The organism is Streptomyces sp. NPDC054961, from assembly GCF_053609145.1.
The window spans coordinates 1-11,629 of the sequence record NZ_JBSGWY010000082.1 but is presented as its reverse complement, the minus strand read 5'-3'; the positions used below and the strand labels follow the sequence as shown (position 1 = coordinate 11,629).

General features: G+C 67.3%; 13 protein-coding genes and 2 pseudogenes. 9 read left to right on the top strand and 6 right to left on the bottom strand.

Annotated features, from left to right (window positions below; translation table 11 throughout):
• The first annotated feature begins 261 nt into the window (after positions 1–261).
• The gene (locus ACWF9Z_RS36100; RefSeq protein WP_453609778.1) at positions 262–492 is read left to right on the top strand and encodes a hypothetical protein; all 231 of its coding nucleotides are present in this window, start codon (positions 262–264) and stop codon (positions 490–492) included.
• Here the strand turns inward: ACWF9Z_RS36100 and ACWF9Z_RS36095 are convergent.
• The gene (locus ACWF9Z_RS36095; RefSeq protein ID WP_453609776.1) at positions 455–664 is read right to left on the bottom strand and encodes a transposase; all 210 of its coding nucleotides are present in this window, start codon (positions 662–664) and stop codon (positions 455–457) included. The two genes, ACWF9Z_RS36100 and ACWF9Z_RS36095, sit on opposite strands and share 38 nt — an antisense overlap.
• Positions 665–1,022: 358 nt before the next feature.
• On the opposite strand from ACWF9Z_RS36095, the gene ACWF9Z_RS36090 reads away from it, so the two are divergent.
• Positions 1,023–1,637 (top strand): hypothetical protein, encoded by a 615-nt coding sequence (locus tag ACWF9Z_RS36090; protein WP_453609774.1) that lies wholly within the window; start codon positions 1,023–1,025, stop codon positions 1,635–1,637.
• A 255-nt stretch (positions 1,638–1,892) separates the two neighbouring features.
• Here the strand turns inward: ACWF9Z_RS36090 and ACWF9Z_RS36085 are convergent, their stop codons facing one another.
• From ACWF9Z_RS36085 to ACWF9Z_RS36075, 3 genes and pseudogenes are all read right to left on the bottom strand, one after another.
• Complete coding sequence (locus tag ACWF9Z_RS36085; protein ID WP_453609772.1) at positions 1,893–2,408, bottom strand: SMI1/KNR4 family protein; 516 nt, start codon at positions 2,406–2,408, stop codon at positions 1,893–1,895.
• A 185-nt stretch (positions 2,409–2,593) separates the two neighbouring features.
• Positions 2,594–3,170: pseudogene (locus ACWF9Z_RS36080) on the bottom strand (transposase family protein); the annotation flags it as partial.
• A gap of 199 nt (positions 3,171–3,369) precedes the next feature.
• Positions 3,370–4,383, bottom strand: a complete 1,014-nt coding sequence (locus ACWF9Z_RS36075; protein ID WP_453609770.1) for a YncE family protein — start codon at positions 4,381–4,383, stop codon at positions 3,370–3,372.
• 818 nt (positions 4,384–5,201) lie between these two features.
• Here ACWF9Z_RS36075 and ACWF9Z_RS36070 point away from each other — a divergent pair.
• The 3 genes from ACWF9Z_RS36070 to ACWF9Z_RS36060 all read left to right on the top strand — a co-directional run bounded on the left by ACWF9Z_RS36070 (position 5,202) and on the right by ACWF9Z_RS36060 (position 7,033).
• Positions 5,202–5,759, top strand: coding sequence for a C40 family peptidase (locus ACWF9Z_RS36070; RefSeq protein WP_453609768.1), 558 nt, complete (start codon positions 5,202–5,204; stop codon positions 5,757–5,759).
• 433 nt (positions 5,760–6,192) lie between these two features.
• Positions 6,193–6,405, top strand: a complete 213-nt coding sequence (locus tag ACWF9Z_RS36065) for a hypothetical protein (protein ID WP_453609766.1) — start codon at positions 6,193–6,195, stop codon at positions 6,403–6,405.
• Positions 6,406–6,481: 76 nt separating this feature from the next.
• Positions 6,482–7,033: a hypothetical protein gene (locus ACWF9Z_RS36060; RefSeq protein ID WP_453609764.1), complete on the top strand. Its 552-nt coding sequence runs from the start codon at positions 6,482–6,484 to the stop codon at positions 7,031–7,033.
• 152 nt (positions 7,034–7,185) lie between these two features.
• Here the strand turns inward: ACWF9Z_RS36060 and ACWF9Z_RS36055 are convergent, their stop codons facing one another.
• Positions 7,186–7,641, bottom strand: coding sequence for a hypothetical protein (locus ACWF9Z_RS36055; RefSeq protein WP_453609763.1), 456 nt, complete (start codon positions 7,639–7,641; stop codon positions 7,186–7,188).
• 695 nt (positions 7,642–8,336) lie between these two features.
• Between ACWF9Z_RS36055 and ACWF9Z_RS36050 the strand changes: the two genes are divergently transcribed.
• On the top strand, positions 8,337–8,483 hold the full coding sequence (locus tag ACWF9Z_RS36050) for a hypothetical protein (protein WP_453609762.1): 147 nt from the start codon (positions 8,337–8,339) through the stop codon (positions 8,481–8,483).
• A 151-nt stretch (positions 8,484–8,634) separates the two neighbouring features.
• A complete protein-coding gene (locus ACWF9Z_RS36045) occupies positions 8,635–9,204 on the top strand; it encodes a GNAT family N-acetyltransferase (protein WP_453609760.1) in 570 nt (189 codons plus the stop codon).
• A 252-nt stretch (positions 9,205–9,456) separates the two neighbouring features.
• Here the strand turns inward: ACWF9Z_RS36045 and ACWF9Z_RS36040 are convergent, their stop codons facing one another.
• On the bottom strand, positions 9,457–9,819 hold the full coding sequence (locus ACWF9Z_RS36040) for a hypothetical protein (RefSeq protein WP_453609759.1): 363 nt from the start codon (positions 9,817–9,819) through the stop codon (positions 9,457–9,459).
• Between the two features lie 328 nt (positions 9,820–10,147).
• Between ACWF9Z_RS36040 and ACWF9Z_RS36035 the strand changes: the two are divergent.
• Together ACWF9Z_RS36035 and ACWF9Z_RS36030 are read left to right on the top strand one after the other, a co-directional pair.
• Positions 10,148–10,976: pseudogene (locus ACWF9Z_RS36035) on the top strand (IS5 family transposase).
• Entirely contained in the window at positions 10,973–11,404 is a 432-nt protein-coding gene (locus tag ACWF9Z_RS36030; protein WP_327417613.1) for a hypothetical protein, read from the top strand. The pseudogene ACWF9Z_RS36035 and the gene ACWF9Z_RS36030 overlap by 4 nt, the downstream one beginning before the upstream one ends.
• The last annotated feature ends 225 nt before the right edge of the window (positions 11,405–11,629 follow it).

Genomic DNA, 11,629 nt, shown 5'->3' with positions numbered 1-11,629 from the left:
ACCGTCGCAGACGACTCGACGGTCTCGGTCACGTTGTTGCTGGTCATCGATGCATCTTCCATGATCGGGAGTTACACCGAACGTTTTACAGTCCCCTCGTCATCGCCCTCCTGCTGAACCACGACCAGCAGGTGCTTTACATCTCCGGCCGGACCGCGAACCGGGCCACGGCCGGTTCACCTGTTGGGCGTGATTGGCGCTGTACCTCGGCGGAGAGGTTCCGGCTGTCAGTAGACCGATCTTGAAAGCGGAGGCAGGAACGTGGCTTGGACGTGGCGATTCGAGACGGCTGACGGCACGGAGACGTCCCCGGCGGTGGAGCCGGAGGAGTTCACGACGCAGGAAGACGCCGAGTCGTGGATCGGTGAAGTGTGGAAGGAGCTCCTGGACGGCGGTGCCGAGAAAGTAACGCTGTTCGAGGGTCACGGAAATCGGCCAGCACACTGTGGTGGAATCAGGGATAGTCCAGCTCCATGGCCATGGCGTACTTGAAGTCGATGCGGCAGTGGACCGCATCGGCGGCCTGCCGGGCCGACAGTCCGAGCAGGAACTGCAGCACACAGACCGTGGCCAGCTGGGCGGGCGACAAGCCCGGTCGCCCGCCACGCGGGTACCAGTCGGCGAAGTCCTCGTCGCGCCACAGCCCGTCCAGCCGGTCTCTCACCCACAGCGCCGTGGTGCCGCCCGGGTTACTCGCCCGCGCGATCTGCGCGGTCAGAGGGGGGACGTGCTCACCGGAACGGGGGCGGAGTGACAACGGGCACCTCGACGATTCCATCGGTCACTGGAACAGCCCGAGCATGCCCGTTGATCATGCTGCCACGCCGAGGAACTCCAAGATCCCCGACAGAGTCAAGCTCAGGCAATGTGCGCCCTGTTCTGATGGGTGGGTTGTCGCCTGGTAGCGTCGCTCTCTTCGGCTGGGGCAGCCTGCTGGAGTCTTGATGGGGTGCACGGTGATTTCTCCAGATGGCGATGTCCTTGCCGCTGCGGTGGCGAGGGTCGCGACGGCCTTCGGCGGCATGACGGCCCAAGCGGACGAGACCGTGTGCGGCCGGTGCTTCGATGAGGTCGAGGTCGAGCTGCTGCGGACTCCTGACGTCCGTCTCCCGACGGATCTTGTCGGCCGGGTCGCGCAGAAAGATCCTTTCCACTGGGACGACCAGCCCGCCATCATCCGTCGGGTCCTGCCGCAGCTCGTCGTGGTGCTCGCCGAGGGCGCGGTCGAGTCCGCTCTCATGACTCGTGGACTGGCCGCGGCGGGCTGGTCGCGGTGGCCCCGCGAGCAGGCCGGGGCGGTGGCCGGTTTCCTGGAGGCGTGGTGGACACAAGCCCTGCGGATGGAGTCGTCACCGGCCCCGGTGTGCGAGGTCTTCGAGAGCCGTGTGACCGCGAGTTCCTCAGTCGCCCCGTGGCTCGCCCGCTGGGAGGCGGAGAGGGGCACGGTCGCACGCCACCATCTGACGGAGAGCCTCGGCTGGTGGCGGGAGGAGATGACGTCCGACGACTCGCCGTTCACCTGGTGGTGGGGCACCGCGGCAGAGGAACAGACCGCCTGGCACGAGGTTAAGACATGGCTGGCCGCTCAGACCCAGGCAACCGTGGTGCCGGACGGACTGTGGCCTGACCGGCAGTAGTGACCGCCGACGAGTGCGTGTTGTGGGCGCACGCCTTCGTTCTTACGGGTTCATCGGGGTGCCGTCTCCACGGTTGGGCAATGCCCCCGGGTGTACTCGGCCAGCCAGCACCCTCTCGCGCTACATGGGCCTGCGGGCCCAGCCCCGCTGCCGGCAGCAGACTGGGGAACGAAGAGCGGCCCTGGGGAAAGTTCGGGCTGTGACCGCACTTCGGTGATGACTACGCCTTTGCCGTGCTGAGTGTGGACGCCGAGGTCAAGCGGACTCGAAGCTAGGTGTCGCGGGTCCGATGTTGCCCGCTTCGTCCATGAACTGAAGGTTCGTGACGAAGTTAAGGACGAAGGCGAGGAACGCGCCGTCGAAGGTCACGCAGCTGGATCCATGCACCGCTGTGACGACCTTCCATTGGTTCGGATCAGGGCTGCATGGCAGGAAGAAGTACTCATCCCCGCCGAAGTCGTACCCCCAGTGGATGAGACCGTTTCCCTCGGGGTGGATCGGGTGAGGAAAGTCGTCGGGGCGCCGCTCGCGGGACCGGCTGGCGCGCTCGTGGATCTCGCGCATGCGCGGCAAGAGCGGGGTGGATCCTTGGGGGTGGAAGACCATGAGCTCTTCGGAGATGATGCCGCTGCCGTAGGCGTCCATGAAGGCTTTGTAGTCGGTCGGCAACGACGAGCCGAGGTAGTTTTCGACCTCAGCCCAGTCGCTCGACGAGTGCGGCCTTGGTGCCGGCTCTCCCAACAACAGCCTCAACTCGTCAAGTCCTGACATGTATCCCACCCTGCTCGCACGCCGTGTTGGCCATGACGACGAAGATAGCTAGGCCAGCACCGTCGCGGGCGAAGGGGGTAATGCTCGCCCTCAAGCAGTCAGGGGCATTGCGTAGTCGAGGTTGGTCCGGTTTGCCGGGTTCATGCGTGACATGACGTCATGTCCGGTGGAGAGGTTGCGGTGCTTGCCGCGGAAGGGCACCCGTACGGTGCCGCCGGCGCCCTGGTAGCCCTTGTCAGCCCAGCAGGCCAGGTCGGCCTTGGCCAGGGCGTCGATGATCCCGTGGGTGCGGGCGGCCTTGATGTCGTGGATAGCGCCGGGCAGCGCGGCCGAGGCCCACAGCAGGCGGCCGAACGGATCGGTGAGGGCTTGGACGTTCATGCCGTGCTTCTTGTGCTTGCCGCTGCAGAAGGGCCGGTTGGCGGCGATCCGGTCGATCGGCAGCAAGGTGCCGTCGAGGATGACGTACGCCTTCCCGGCCGCGGCGCGGACTGCCTCGGCCAGGGTGGGGGCGAGCGCAGTCAGCAGCTCGACGGCCTCGACCACGTACCGGTAGGCGGTGGTGGTGCCGACTCCGAACCCGGCGGCGAGCTGGGCGTAGGTGTGCCCGCACGGCAGAGGGGCGAGGGCGAGCAGCGCCTGGCGTCCAGCGGTCAGGCGCCGCCATCGGGTCCCGCGCTCGTTGCGCCGAGCGCGCAGCTGCTGGGACAGCAGGCGCAGGGCCGAGGTGGACACGTCAATGCCGGACGGGTAGACAAGCACATGAAGCCCCTGTGGAGACGGTTCTCTTGGTCGAAAACTCATCTACCAGGGGCTTCAGCCGCCTGTCAGCCCAACTGCTCAATCCACCGAGCGGGTGGGAAGAGGCTGATTGGGTGCCGTTGGAGGCAAAGGCGTCAGGTTCGGATTTCGTCGGCAGGAAGCGCGTGGCGCCTGGATCTGCCGAGCGCTCGTGTCGCCGTCACAGTCGACCGACGGCTACCCCCATGGTGTCACCGGCGCCGACGGTGATGGGGGTCACGGCGTTGGTTGCGGTGTTGATCGCGAACACGGTTCCCTGGGGTGTCCCGTTGCCGTAGGAGCCGACCACGTAGGCGCTCTTGCCGTCGGGGGTGAGGGCCACCTCTGCGGGACGGAAGTACCTGCCTGACCCGGTGTCCGGCGGGATGTCGCCGATGGGGATGGTCTTGGTGACCTTGTCGGTGGTCAGGTTGATCACCGAGACCTTGCCCTGCCTGATCTTGTTGTCGACGCCGACGACGTAGGCCCGCTTGCCGTTGGGGCTGATCGTCAGCCCGCCCGTGCCGGCACCGGGGATGGTGCGGACGATCTTCTGCTTCACGAGGTTGACCACCGAGACGGTGCCGCTGTTCCCGGTCACGTAAAGGCGCTTGCCGTCAGGGGTGACCGCCATGCCGTTGGCCGCTTCGTTGAGGCGGATGGTGGCGATGACCTGGTTGTCGGCGGTGTTGATCACGGACAGGCTGCCCTTGCTGTCGGCCACGTAGAGGCGCTTGCCGCCGGGATTGATCACCACCTGGTCGGGCCTGCTGGTCTTGATGGTGGCGGAGACCTGGTTGGTGGCGGTGTCGATCACCGACACATTGTCCCCGTCGAGGGGGTTCTGCACGGCCACGTAGACGTGCTTGCCGTCCGGGGCGATCGCTTCCCCGTAGAGGAGGTCGGGAGAGAGTTCGTCCTTGTCGAAGGGGATGTCCGTGACGCTCTTCTTGGCGATGTTGACCGCCGACACGTACTTGAAGGCGTTGGTCACGTAGAGACTGGCGCCATCGGGGGTGACCGCGACCTGCTCGGGGCCGCCGCCGACCGCGGTGGTCCCGAGCCCCTGGACCTTATTGGTCCTCGTGTCGATCGGGTACACGTGGCCGTCGAGGCTGGTGACGTAGGCGTAGACCTGCCGTTGCGGCTTCGGCGGGTGCGGGGCGGCCGTGGCGGGCGCGGGTGCCAGGAGCACCAGCCCTAACGTGATGGCTACCGCGACGGTTCGCCGTACAGCGGATCGCTGAAAGTGCACGTGGACCTCCGGATCGACGTGATGGTCTCTCGTGCCACCCGGTGTACCGCCGCGACTGACCAGCCGTCAGCGGATCTGTACGTCAGTCACCCGGAAGAGTGCCAGCCTCCGCAGCACGCGACGCGGGATGGCACTGGGCCTTCGACCGTCACCCGGAGTCGCGCACCGGCGGAAGCGAACAGCCGCCTATCTCCCCGCCCAGCCCGGTCAGTTCGAAGATCCCAGATCCGATTCGCGGAACTGCACAGACGAGCCTACGAGAGCCGTGTGCGCCGGGCACTGGTCTCCGGCGCGGCAGGCACCCTGACCCACCTGCATCTCCGCCCGTGCGAACTCGCAGTCCTCCTGCACCTGCTCGAGTGCGCCGAAAACGCCTACCCCGGTGCTCTCACCAGGCTTTGCTGGCCGGCGACCTCAGCCCCCCGCGCGGGCGGGCCCCCGGAAGCCGCGGAAGCACCAGCGGGCCCTCCAGGAAGCGGAGCGCCACATGCAGATACCCGGATCACCAGCCTCGTCCAGGCCGTCCTCACCCTGCATCTGACCAGCTCAGAGTGAGGATGGAGAAGGCTCAAGGTGCCGTCGGATGGGCAGGCCGCTGATGTCCGCTGGGCGACGCCAAGGCCTCCGGCCTCAAAGACGACGTCCGTCACCTGGCGCTCGCCGGCTACCACGCCGGCTGGGGCGTCGTCCTTCGCTTCGGCGGCGTCCCGCCCAAGTCCTTCTCCGAGGGCCAGACCTACAACTACGTCATCAACATCATGAAGATGATGCAGAACTACGAGGGCGCTCCCCTGCTGAACGTGGGCGGCAGCGGGGTCGGCTCACAGGCGCTGCGTCGGGCCGCCGCTCGGATCGGCACCCCGTACGCCTACGGCGGCGGCAGCCCAGCCGGTCCCGGCCGGGGCTTCTGCGACGACGGCAACGGATACGTGCGCGGGCGCTGCGCGGACTCTTCCACCGTCGGCTTCGACTGCAGCAGCCTGGTCCAGTGCGCCTACTGGCCGCACACCCAGCTCCCCCGCACCGCCGCCGCACAGTACGAGGCCACAGCCCACCGACCCGTCTCCCGCGGCGAACTCCGTCCCGGCGACCTGCTCTTCTGGCCCACCGGAACGGGTCCATCTACCACGTCGGCCGACGGCCTGATACCTGTGCGCTCTCCCGATCTCGTGGGACTGGGGCAGGAACGCGCACCTCGACTTCGAGCATGCGCCGGGCCAGGAGTGGGAGGGGGACGCTCTCGTGCCAGGCTTGGGCGTGCGGCTCAAGAACGCGCGGCCGCTCACCGGCTGGGGCGAGCACTCCATCCCCGCTAGTGAACCGCTCCGGCAGGCTCGACTGTTTCGGACTTGCCGAAACTGGCAGTTCGGATGGTGGCTGAAGCAGAATCGTAACGTCCCGGCAGCTCCCACAGGGGCGTCGCAGCTGGAGGAACAGCCGGGTCCTACGCAGCTGACCTTCGGGGATTAGCTTGCGAGCATTTTAAGACAGCGACTGAAATGCGCCCTTGAAGGGCAGTCCGGCGGCCGGTAAATTTACCTGGCCGCCGGACTGCTGTCCGCGGCCACAAGGTGAAGTACACAAGGAGCAACGCATGCGGCGAAAGCACCAAACCTGCCGCTGACTCGTGAATCTCGGGCCAGCGGGGTTTGACATTGGCTTGGTTGCCCATCCGGGCACCTCCGAGGGAGACGTATGCCCTCAGGCGGAACACCAAGCCACCCCGCTCGCGTATCCGAGGAGTGCACCTTGCTGGACCGTTTGATCGAGCTCATGTCCCAGACCCGGACCCTCCGCTCCGTGCTGGACTTCTGCACCACCGTCGTGCGCCTGCTGCCCGCGTTGGTCGTGGTGGTCGCCCTCATCCCGTCGTTCATCCTCTTCGCGTTCGTCTCCGCCAGCGCGCGCAGGTCGGTCCTGGAGATCGTGGACCGCCTCACGAAGTGGACGCTCGCCCGCTAGCAGCTCGCAGCCCCGCCGCCGCCCTCCGATACAGGATCATGGAAGGGCGGCGCGGGGGTTTCGAGGAGCTGCGCACATGGCCCGCCCCAACCGGGCCGCACGGGCCGCCATCACCCAGCGGCGTACCGACGCCATCGACCTCAAGCTGGCCGGGGTCGACTGGCTGACCATCGGCCGCAAGCTCGCCGCGGATCCCGCGAGCAACAGCGACCGGATCGCCTACCCGCAGGGGTACGGCATCGAGGCGTACCGACGCGGCGCCGAGCCGCCGAGCGACAGCCGCCTGATCGAACTCGCCTGCAAAGCCGTGTCGAAGGCACTCGCGGAGCGCAGCACCGTACTGGACGAGAGCACCGATGAGCTGCGCAAGCTCATGGCAGAACGGCTGGAGCGGCTGTTCTTCGGCGTGTACCGCTCGGCGATCCGAACCGGTGACCTCGCCGTCGTGGACCGCGCGGTGCGCATCATCGAGCGCAGCAGCCACCTCCTCGGTCTGAACCGCCCTGTCCTCACGGAGATCACCGGCGCCGACGGCGGCGCCGTACAGGTGAAGACCACAGGTCTCGATGAGCTAGAACGGCTGATCGCGCTGGCCGGCGACTCCGGATCCGAGGATGGGGAGGGCTGACGAGGCTGCGGTTCTCCAGCTGTACCGCACGCTGCCCGCGTCGCGCCGCCGTGAGATCGCCGCAGCCTCCACACCACAGCCCCGTGCCCGCCTTGCCCAGATCGAGCGGGGCCTGGCGATGGACCGGTCTCCCGGCGCGATGGCGGCGATCCTTACTCCTCCACGGCCCGAACCGCAGCGGCGATGTGAGCGGTCCAGGACTCCTCGACGCTCTTGAGGTCCGGGTCCCGACGCAGGGCCCGCGCCTGCGCAGGGTCCTGTACCCGCGTGAAGTCGAAGCTCGCGCGGCCCGCCGCCGAGACCGCCATGCCCGCGGCCACCGCGTCGTCCACGCCGATTCCACTTTCTTCTTCAGGTCGGCGAAGCCGGTGTGCGCGTCCGTCAGAAGCTGGGCTACAGCCTTTCGCCTCCGTCTGCGCGGACCCGTACTCCCGCCGGGTCGTCGCGAACCTGGTGTGAGCGGCCTCGACGCTGAACCCGAACCAGTTCTGGCCGAAAGTGATCTTCTGGACCGTCTCCCCGTAGCGCTTTTCCACCTTCGACAGATCAACGGCCACGGACTGCCATTTCTCCGCAGCCGTCGTCAGGACGCCGAGATCGGTCGTCATGACTTCCTGGTACGTCAACACGCGCCCGCCCCCCCTACAGCCCGTCAAGCTTCGACTTCGGACCCAGCGCACGGAGCCCATCACCCGTCTGCACGTCCTTCTGCACGAACATCCCCAAGGCAGCGCGCAGGGAGGCTTTCACCGCTCAGACGTCCCATGAGCATCTGGACCTGCCGGCCCCACCTCTCCGACACCTTCTTCAGGCCGGACGCCGTCTCCCAGCCGTCAAGGGTTCGTGCCGCCGCGTTCGTGAGCTCTTCGCACCGTCCGCGGCCTTCTTGGTACTGGGCTCCAACTCGGTCTCGACGGTATTCGCCGCCGCGGTCTTCTCCGCCGGCGATGAGCCGAACAAGCTGCCCCCGCCTCCCGGAGCAACCAGGCCAGGCGGTACACCGTCCACGCCGTTCAACCTGGTACCGGTGCTGGCCGGATCTTCCGCCATCCCAACCCCTCCCCCTCCTCCCCTTTTGGATCAGAAGCCCACACCTGCCAAGGGTTCCCCGATCTGGCCGCGGCCACCAGCCAGCTGCCCGACGGCCTGGTCCTCGACGGCGGGTTCGTCGTCTGGGACACCGCAGCCGGCCACCGGTCCTTCGACGCCCTCCAGCGCCGGACCGCCGCCCGCAGGCGTACCGCGGCCGCGCTCGCCGCGAAGACCCCGGCGTCTGTCCGCCCGCGCAGCACAGAGCACCGCCATGAGGGAAGCCCTGGTAGACCTGCCGCCCATGGTCATCGCCGACCTGCTCGGCATCCACCCCAAGACTGCCGAACGCTGGGCCACCCCCGCCGACGGGAACACGTCCGAATATTTGGCAGCGAGACGGGGCGCCCCGCAGGGCTAGGAGCGTGGGTCAGTAAACAACTCCTGGAATGCCGCGCCTCGTGGTGCAGTGCGGCTGCCGACCGTTGCTCTTGAAACAGTGTGGCTGCCGGGCAGTCGTGATGCGACAATCCGTCCGCAACTTGATCCACATCTGCGTCCCGGAGGTACGCATGGACATCGCCTCGCTGCTGCCGTTGGCCACGTCCCGGTTGTCGCTGCGTCTGTTCACTCCCGGCGACGCCGACGACCTGTACGCCTACCAGAGCCTGCCGAGCGTGGCGCGCTACTTGTACCGGCCGGCGCACACGCGTGAGCGCAGCGAGCAAGTTGCTGCCGAGCGTGCGGCGCAGACGGCCTGGCGCGCCGACGGGGACAAGCTGTCGCTCGCTGTCTGCCGACGAGATGAGCCCGGCGTCCTTGGCGAGGTGAGCCTCCGCCTGGCCGATGCCCGCGCCGCCCAGGCCGAGATCGGCTGGACTCTCGACCCAGGCCACGAGGGGCACGGCTACGCGACCGAGGCGGCCGCGGCGCTGGCCGAGTTTGCCTTCGACACGCTGGGCGTGCACCGGCTCTACGCACGGCTGGATGTGGGGAACACCGGGTCTGTGCGGGTCTGTGAGCGCCTCGGGATGCGCCGGGAGGCGCACCTGGTCGAGAACGACCTCGACGGGGATCGCTGGGGCAGCGAGTACATCTACGCGGCGCTGTCCGCGGATCTTGGCAATCGATCAGGCGATTGAGCCCGATGCTGCCCGGCTGGTTCTTCGGCTCTGGCATCGTGTGCCTGATCTGGCGTCGTCGCAGGTAGCACCCGTTACGGCAGGAGCCTTACATCTTGTCACCGCCGGCGTGACCAGATCGGGTGCGGGGCTGCTCGCCCTGTGGGCGAATACTGCAACTCTCGAAAACCGACTCTCCACCAGTGACGCAGAAACACCACCGAGGCGATACGCCCGGCGTTCGCCGCCGGGCGTATCTGGCTTGCGGATCGGCTATCGACGCTGCGGGTCCGTGGCAGCCAGTACCGCGTCGGCCTGGTCCCGGGCGCGCTGCAGGTCGGCTTCACAAGTGCACCTTGTGTCGTCTGCCCATGCCGAGATATCCGCGGCTCCCCGACGGACAGCTTCGTCCGGATCCCGGGCGAGCTTCCCGCAGGCCGCTGCGGCGTCCGGCACACCGCCCAGTCCCACGAGCGCGTCATGCACCCCGGTCTGCAGCCAGTCGGCCTGGTTGTGGTCAGCCTCGGCAACCGCGAGAGCGATAAGCCTTATGGCAGCCACCGTCCCCACCCGGGCCAGGGCCTCTGCCGTCTGCCGGGTCACCGCCGTGTCCTCGACATCCAGCAGCAGTCCCACCAGCGTTTCCGCAGCCTCAGGAACATCAGCGAGGGAAGCAAGGTCACGCCCGGCACGAACACGTTGCGTCCACGAAGGAGACGACGCCTCAGCCAAGGCCTCCTCCAACCCACTCGTCATCTCTGGCACGACCAGACAGTCTCATGGCCACAGAGAAGATCGAACCCCGGGCAGAAGCTGCCCACACGCTTGACGAGAACATAGAGGCACCTCCCCTTGGTTCTGAGAGGGCGGTACGTAAGCTGATGTCCGGTTCGGTCGTCGCTTGATCGTGTGACTGCGGGGAATCCCGGCCAATCGACGGGCTTGGTCGTGTTGGAGTGGTGTGGTGAGCGACCGCAAGCCCTACAAGAGCGACTTATCCGACGAACGCTGGGCGCTGATCGAGCCGGTACCCACTGCGTGGAAGGCGAAGCATCCCTCCGTCAGTGGTCACCAGGGCAGCTACGAGATGCGGGAGATCGTCAACGCGCTCCTTTACCAGTCCCGGACCGGATGCCAATGGGACTACCTGCCCACGACCTGCCGCCGCCCGGCGCGGTGAAGTACTACTTCTACAAATGGCGCGACGACGGTACCGACAAGGTCATCCACGATCTGCTGCGCTGGCAGGTGCGTGAGAGCCGGGGACGATTAGCCGACCCGAGCTTGGTGGTGCTCGACACCCAGAGCCTGCATGCCGCCGCCGGGGTGCCCGCGGCCACGACCGGATGGGACGCCGCCAAGAAGGTACCGGGCCGCAAGCGGGGGCTCGCCGTCGATGTGCTGGGCCTGGTGATCGCCGTGGTGGTGCTGGCCGCTTCCGTGCACGACAACGTCTTCGGCACCGCGTTGCTGGACAAGGTCGCAGCAGGGACCTCCACGGTGACGAAGGCCCTGGTGGACCAGGGGTTCAAGAAGTGCGTGGTCGACCACGGCGCCAGCTTGAGCATCGCGGTGGAGATCGTCGAGCGCAACCCGGCCAACCGCAGCTTCGTCCCGCAACCGATCCGCTGGAGAGTCGAGCAGACCAACGGGATCTTGATGCTGCACCGCAGGCTGGTCCGCGACTACGAGCACCGCCCGGTCTCGGCCGAGTCACGGGTGTACTGGGCGATAAGCGACGTAATGGCCCGTCGGCTGACGAGCACCTCCACCCGTCCTGGCGCGGCGCGTGAGCGGCGACCCGCAGCAGACCCTCGGCGCCCTGCTGGCCCGCCTGGAGGTCCGCGAGCGGCAGATCGCCGTGGAAGCGGAGGCCGCTCACGAGCAGATCGCGCAACTGACCGCGCTGCTGAACGGGCTCGCCCAGGCCGCCGAACACATCACGATCACCCGCAAGACGCTCCTGGAGCTGCCCGACGAAACGGCTCCGGCACCGGCCACACCGACTCCGGCCCTGCCGGACGGCCCCGCGTACCAGCAGATCATGGCCGTGTTCGCCGAAGCCAGCACCCCACTACGGGCGAGGAACGTGTGCGAGGTAATGGATCTGGATCTCCTGCCGAACAACATCAACAACGTCCGCATCAAACTGAAGCGCCTAACCGGGCGTGGAATCCTGGCCGAGACCGAGCCAGGACTGTTCACCAGGCCGCGACCGTAACTGCCCGGACGTCCCCTCCCCTTCGAGGGCCAGCGGGACTGAGGCCGGTGGGTGCGCTGACCGACTCGTGTGCGCCGTTACGGGCAGCTGGAATGAACCGTAAATCATAGAAATCTTCATTAAGGCCGCACTAAGGGCTGTCCCGTAAATGATCTTTGGGTGGGCCTGGGCGTGGCTGTTCGCTGTGTGGCTTGTCCGTCTATCCGGCGAGGGCGAGGTTGTGCA

Bases quoted from the DNA above. Each gene is read 5' to 3' on its own strand.
- ACWF9Z_RS36090 (WP_453609774.1), top strand. From the start codon at position 1,023: ATGACGGCCCAAGCGGACGAGACCGTGTGCGGCCGGTGCTTCGATGAG.
- ACWF9Z_RS36085 (WP_453609772.1), bottom strand. From the start codon at position 2,408: ATGTCAGGACTTGACGAGTTGAGGCTGTTGTTGGGAGAGCCGGCACCA.
- ACWF9Z_RS36070 (WP_453609768.1), top strand. From the start codon at position 5,202: ATGAAGATGATGCAGAACTACGAGGGCGCTCCCCTGCTGAACGTGGGC.
- ACWF9Z_RS36060 (WP_453609764.1), top strand. From the start codon at position 6,482: ATGGCCCGCCCCAACCGGGCCGCACGGGCCGCCATCACCCAGCGGCGT.
- ACWF9Z_RS36055 (WP_453609763.1), bottom strand. From the start codon at position 7,641: ATGACGACCGATCTCGGCGTCCTGACGACGGCTGCGGAGAAATGGCAG.
- ACWF9Z_RS36050 (WP_453609762.1), top strand. From the start codon at position 8,337: ATGAGGGAAGCCCTGGTAGACCTGCCGCCCATGGTCATCGCCGACCTG.
- ACWF9Z_RS36045 (WP_453609760.1), top strand. From the start codon at position 8,635: ATGGACATCGCCTCGCTGCTGCCGTTGGCCACGTCCCGGTTGTCGCTG.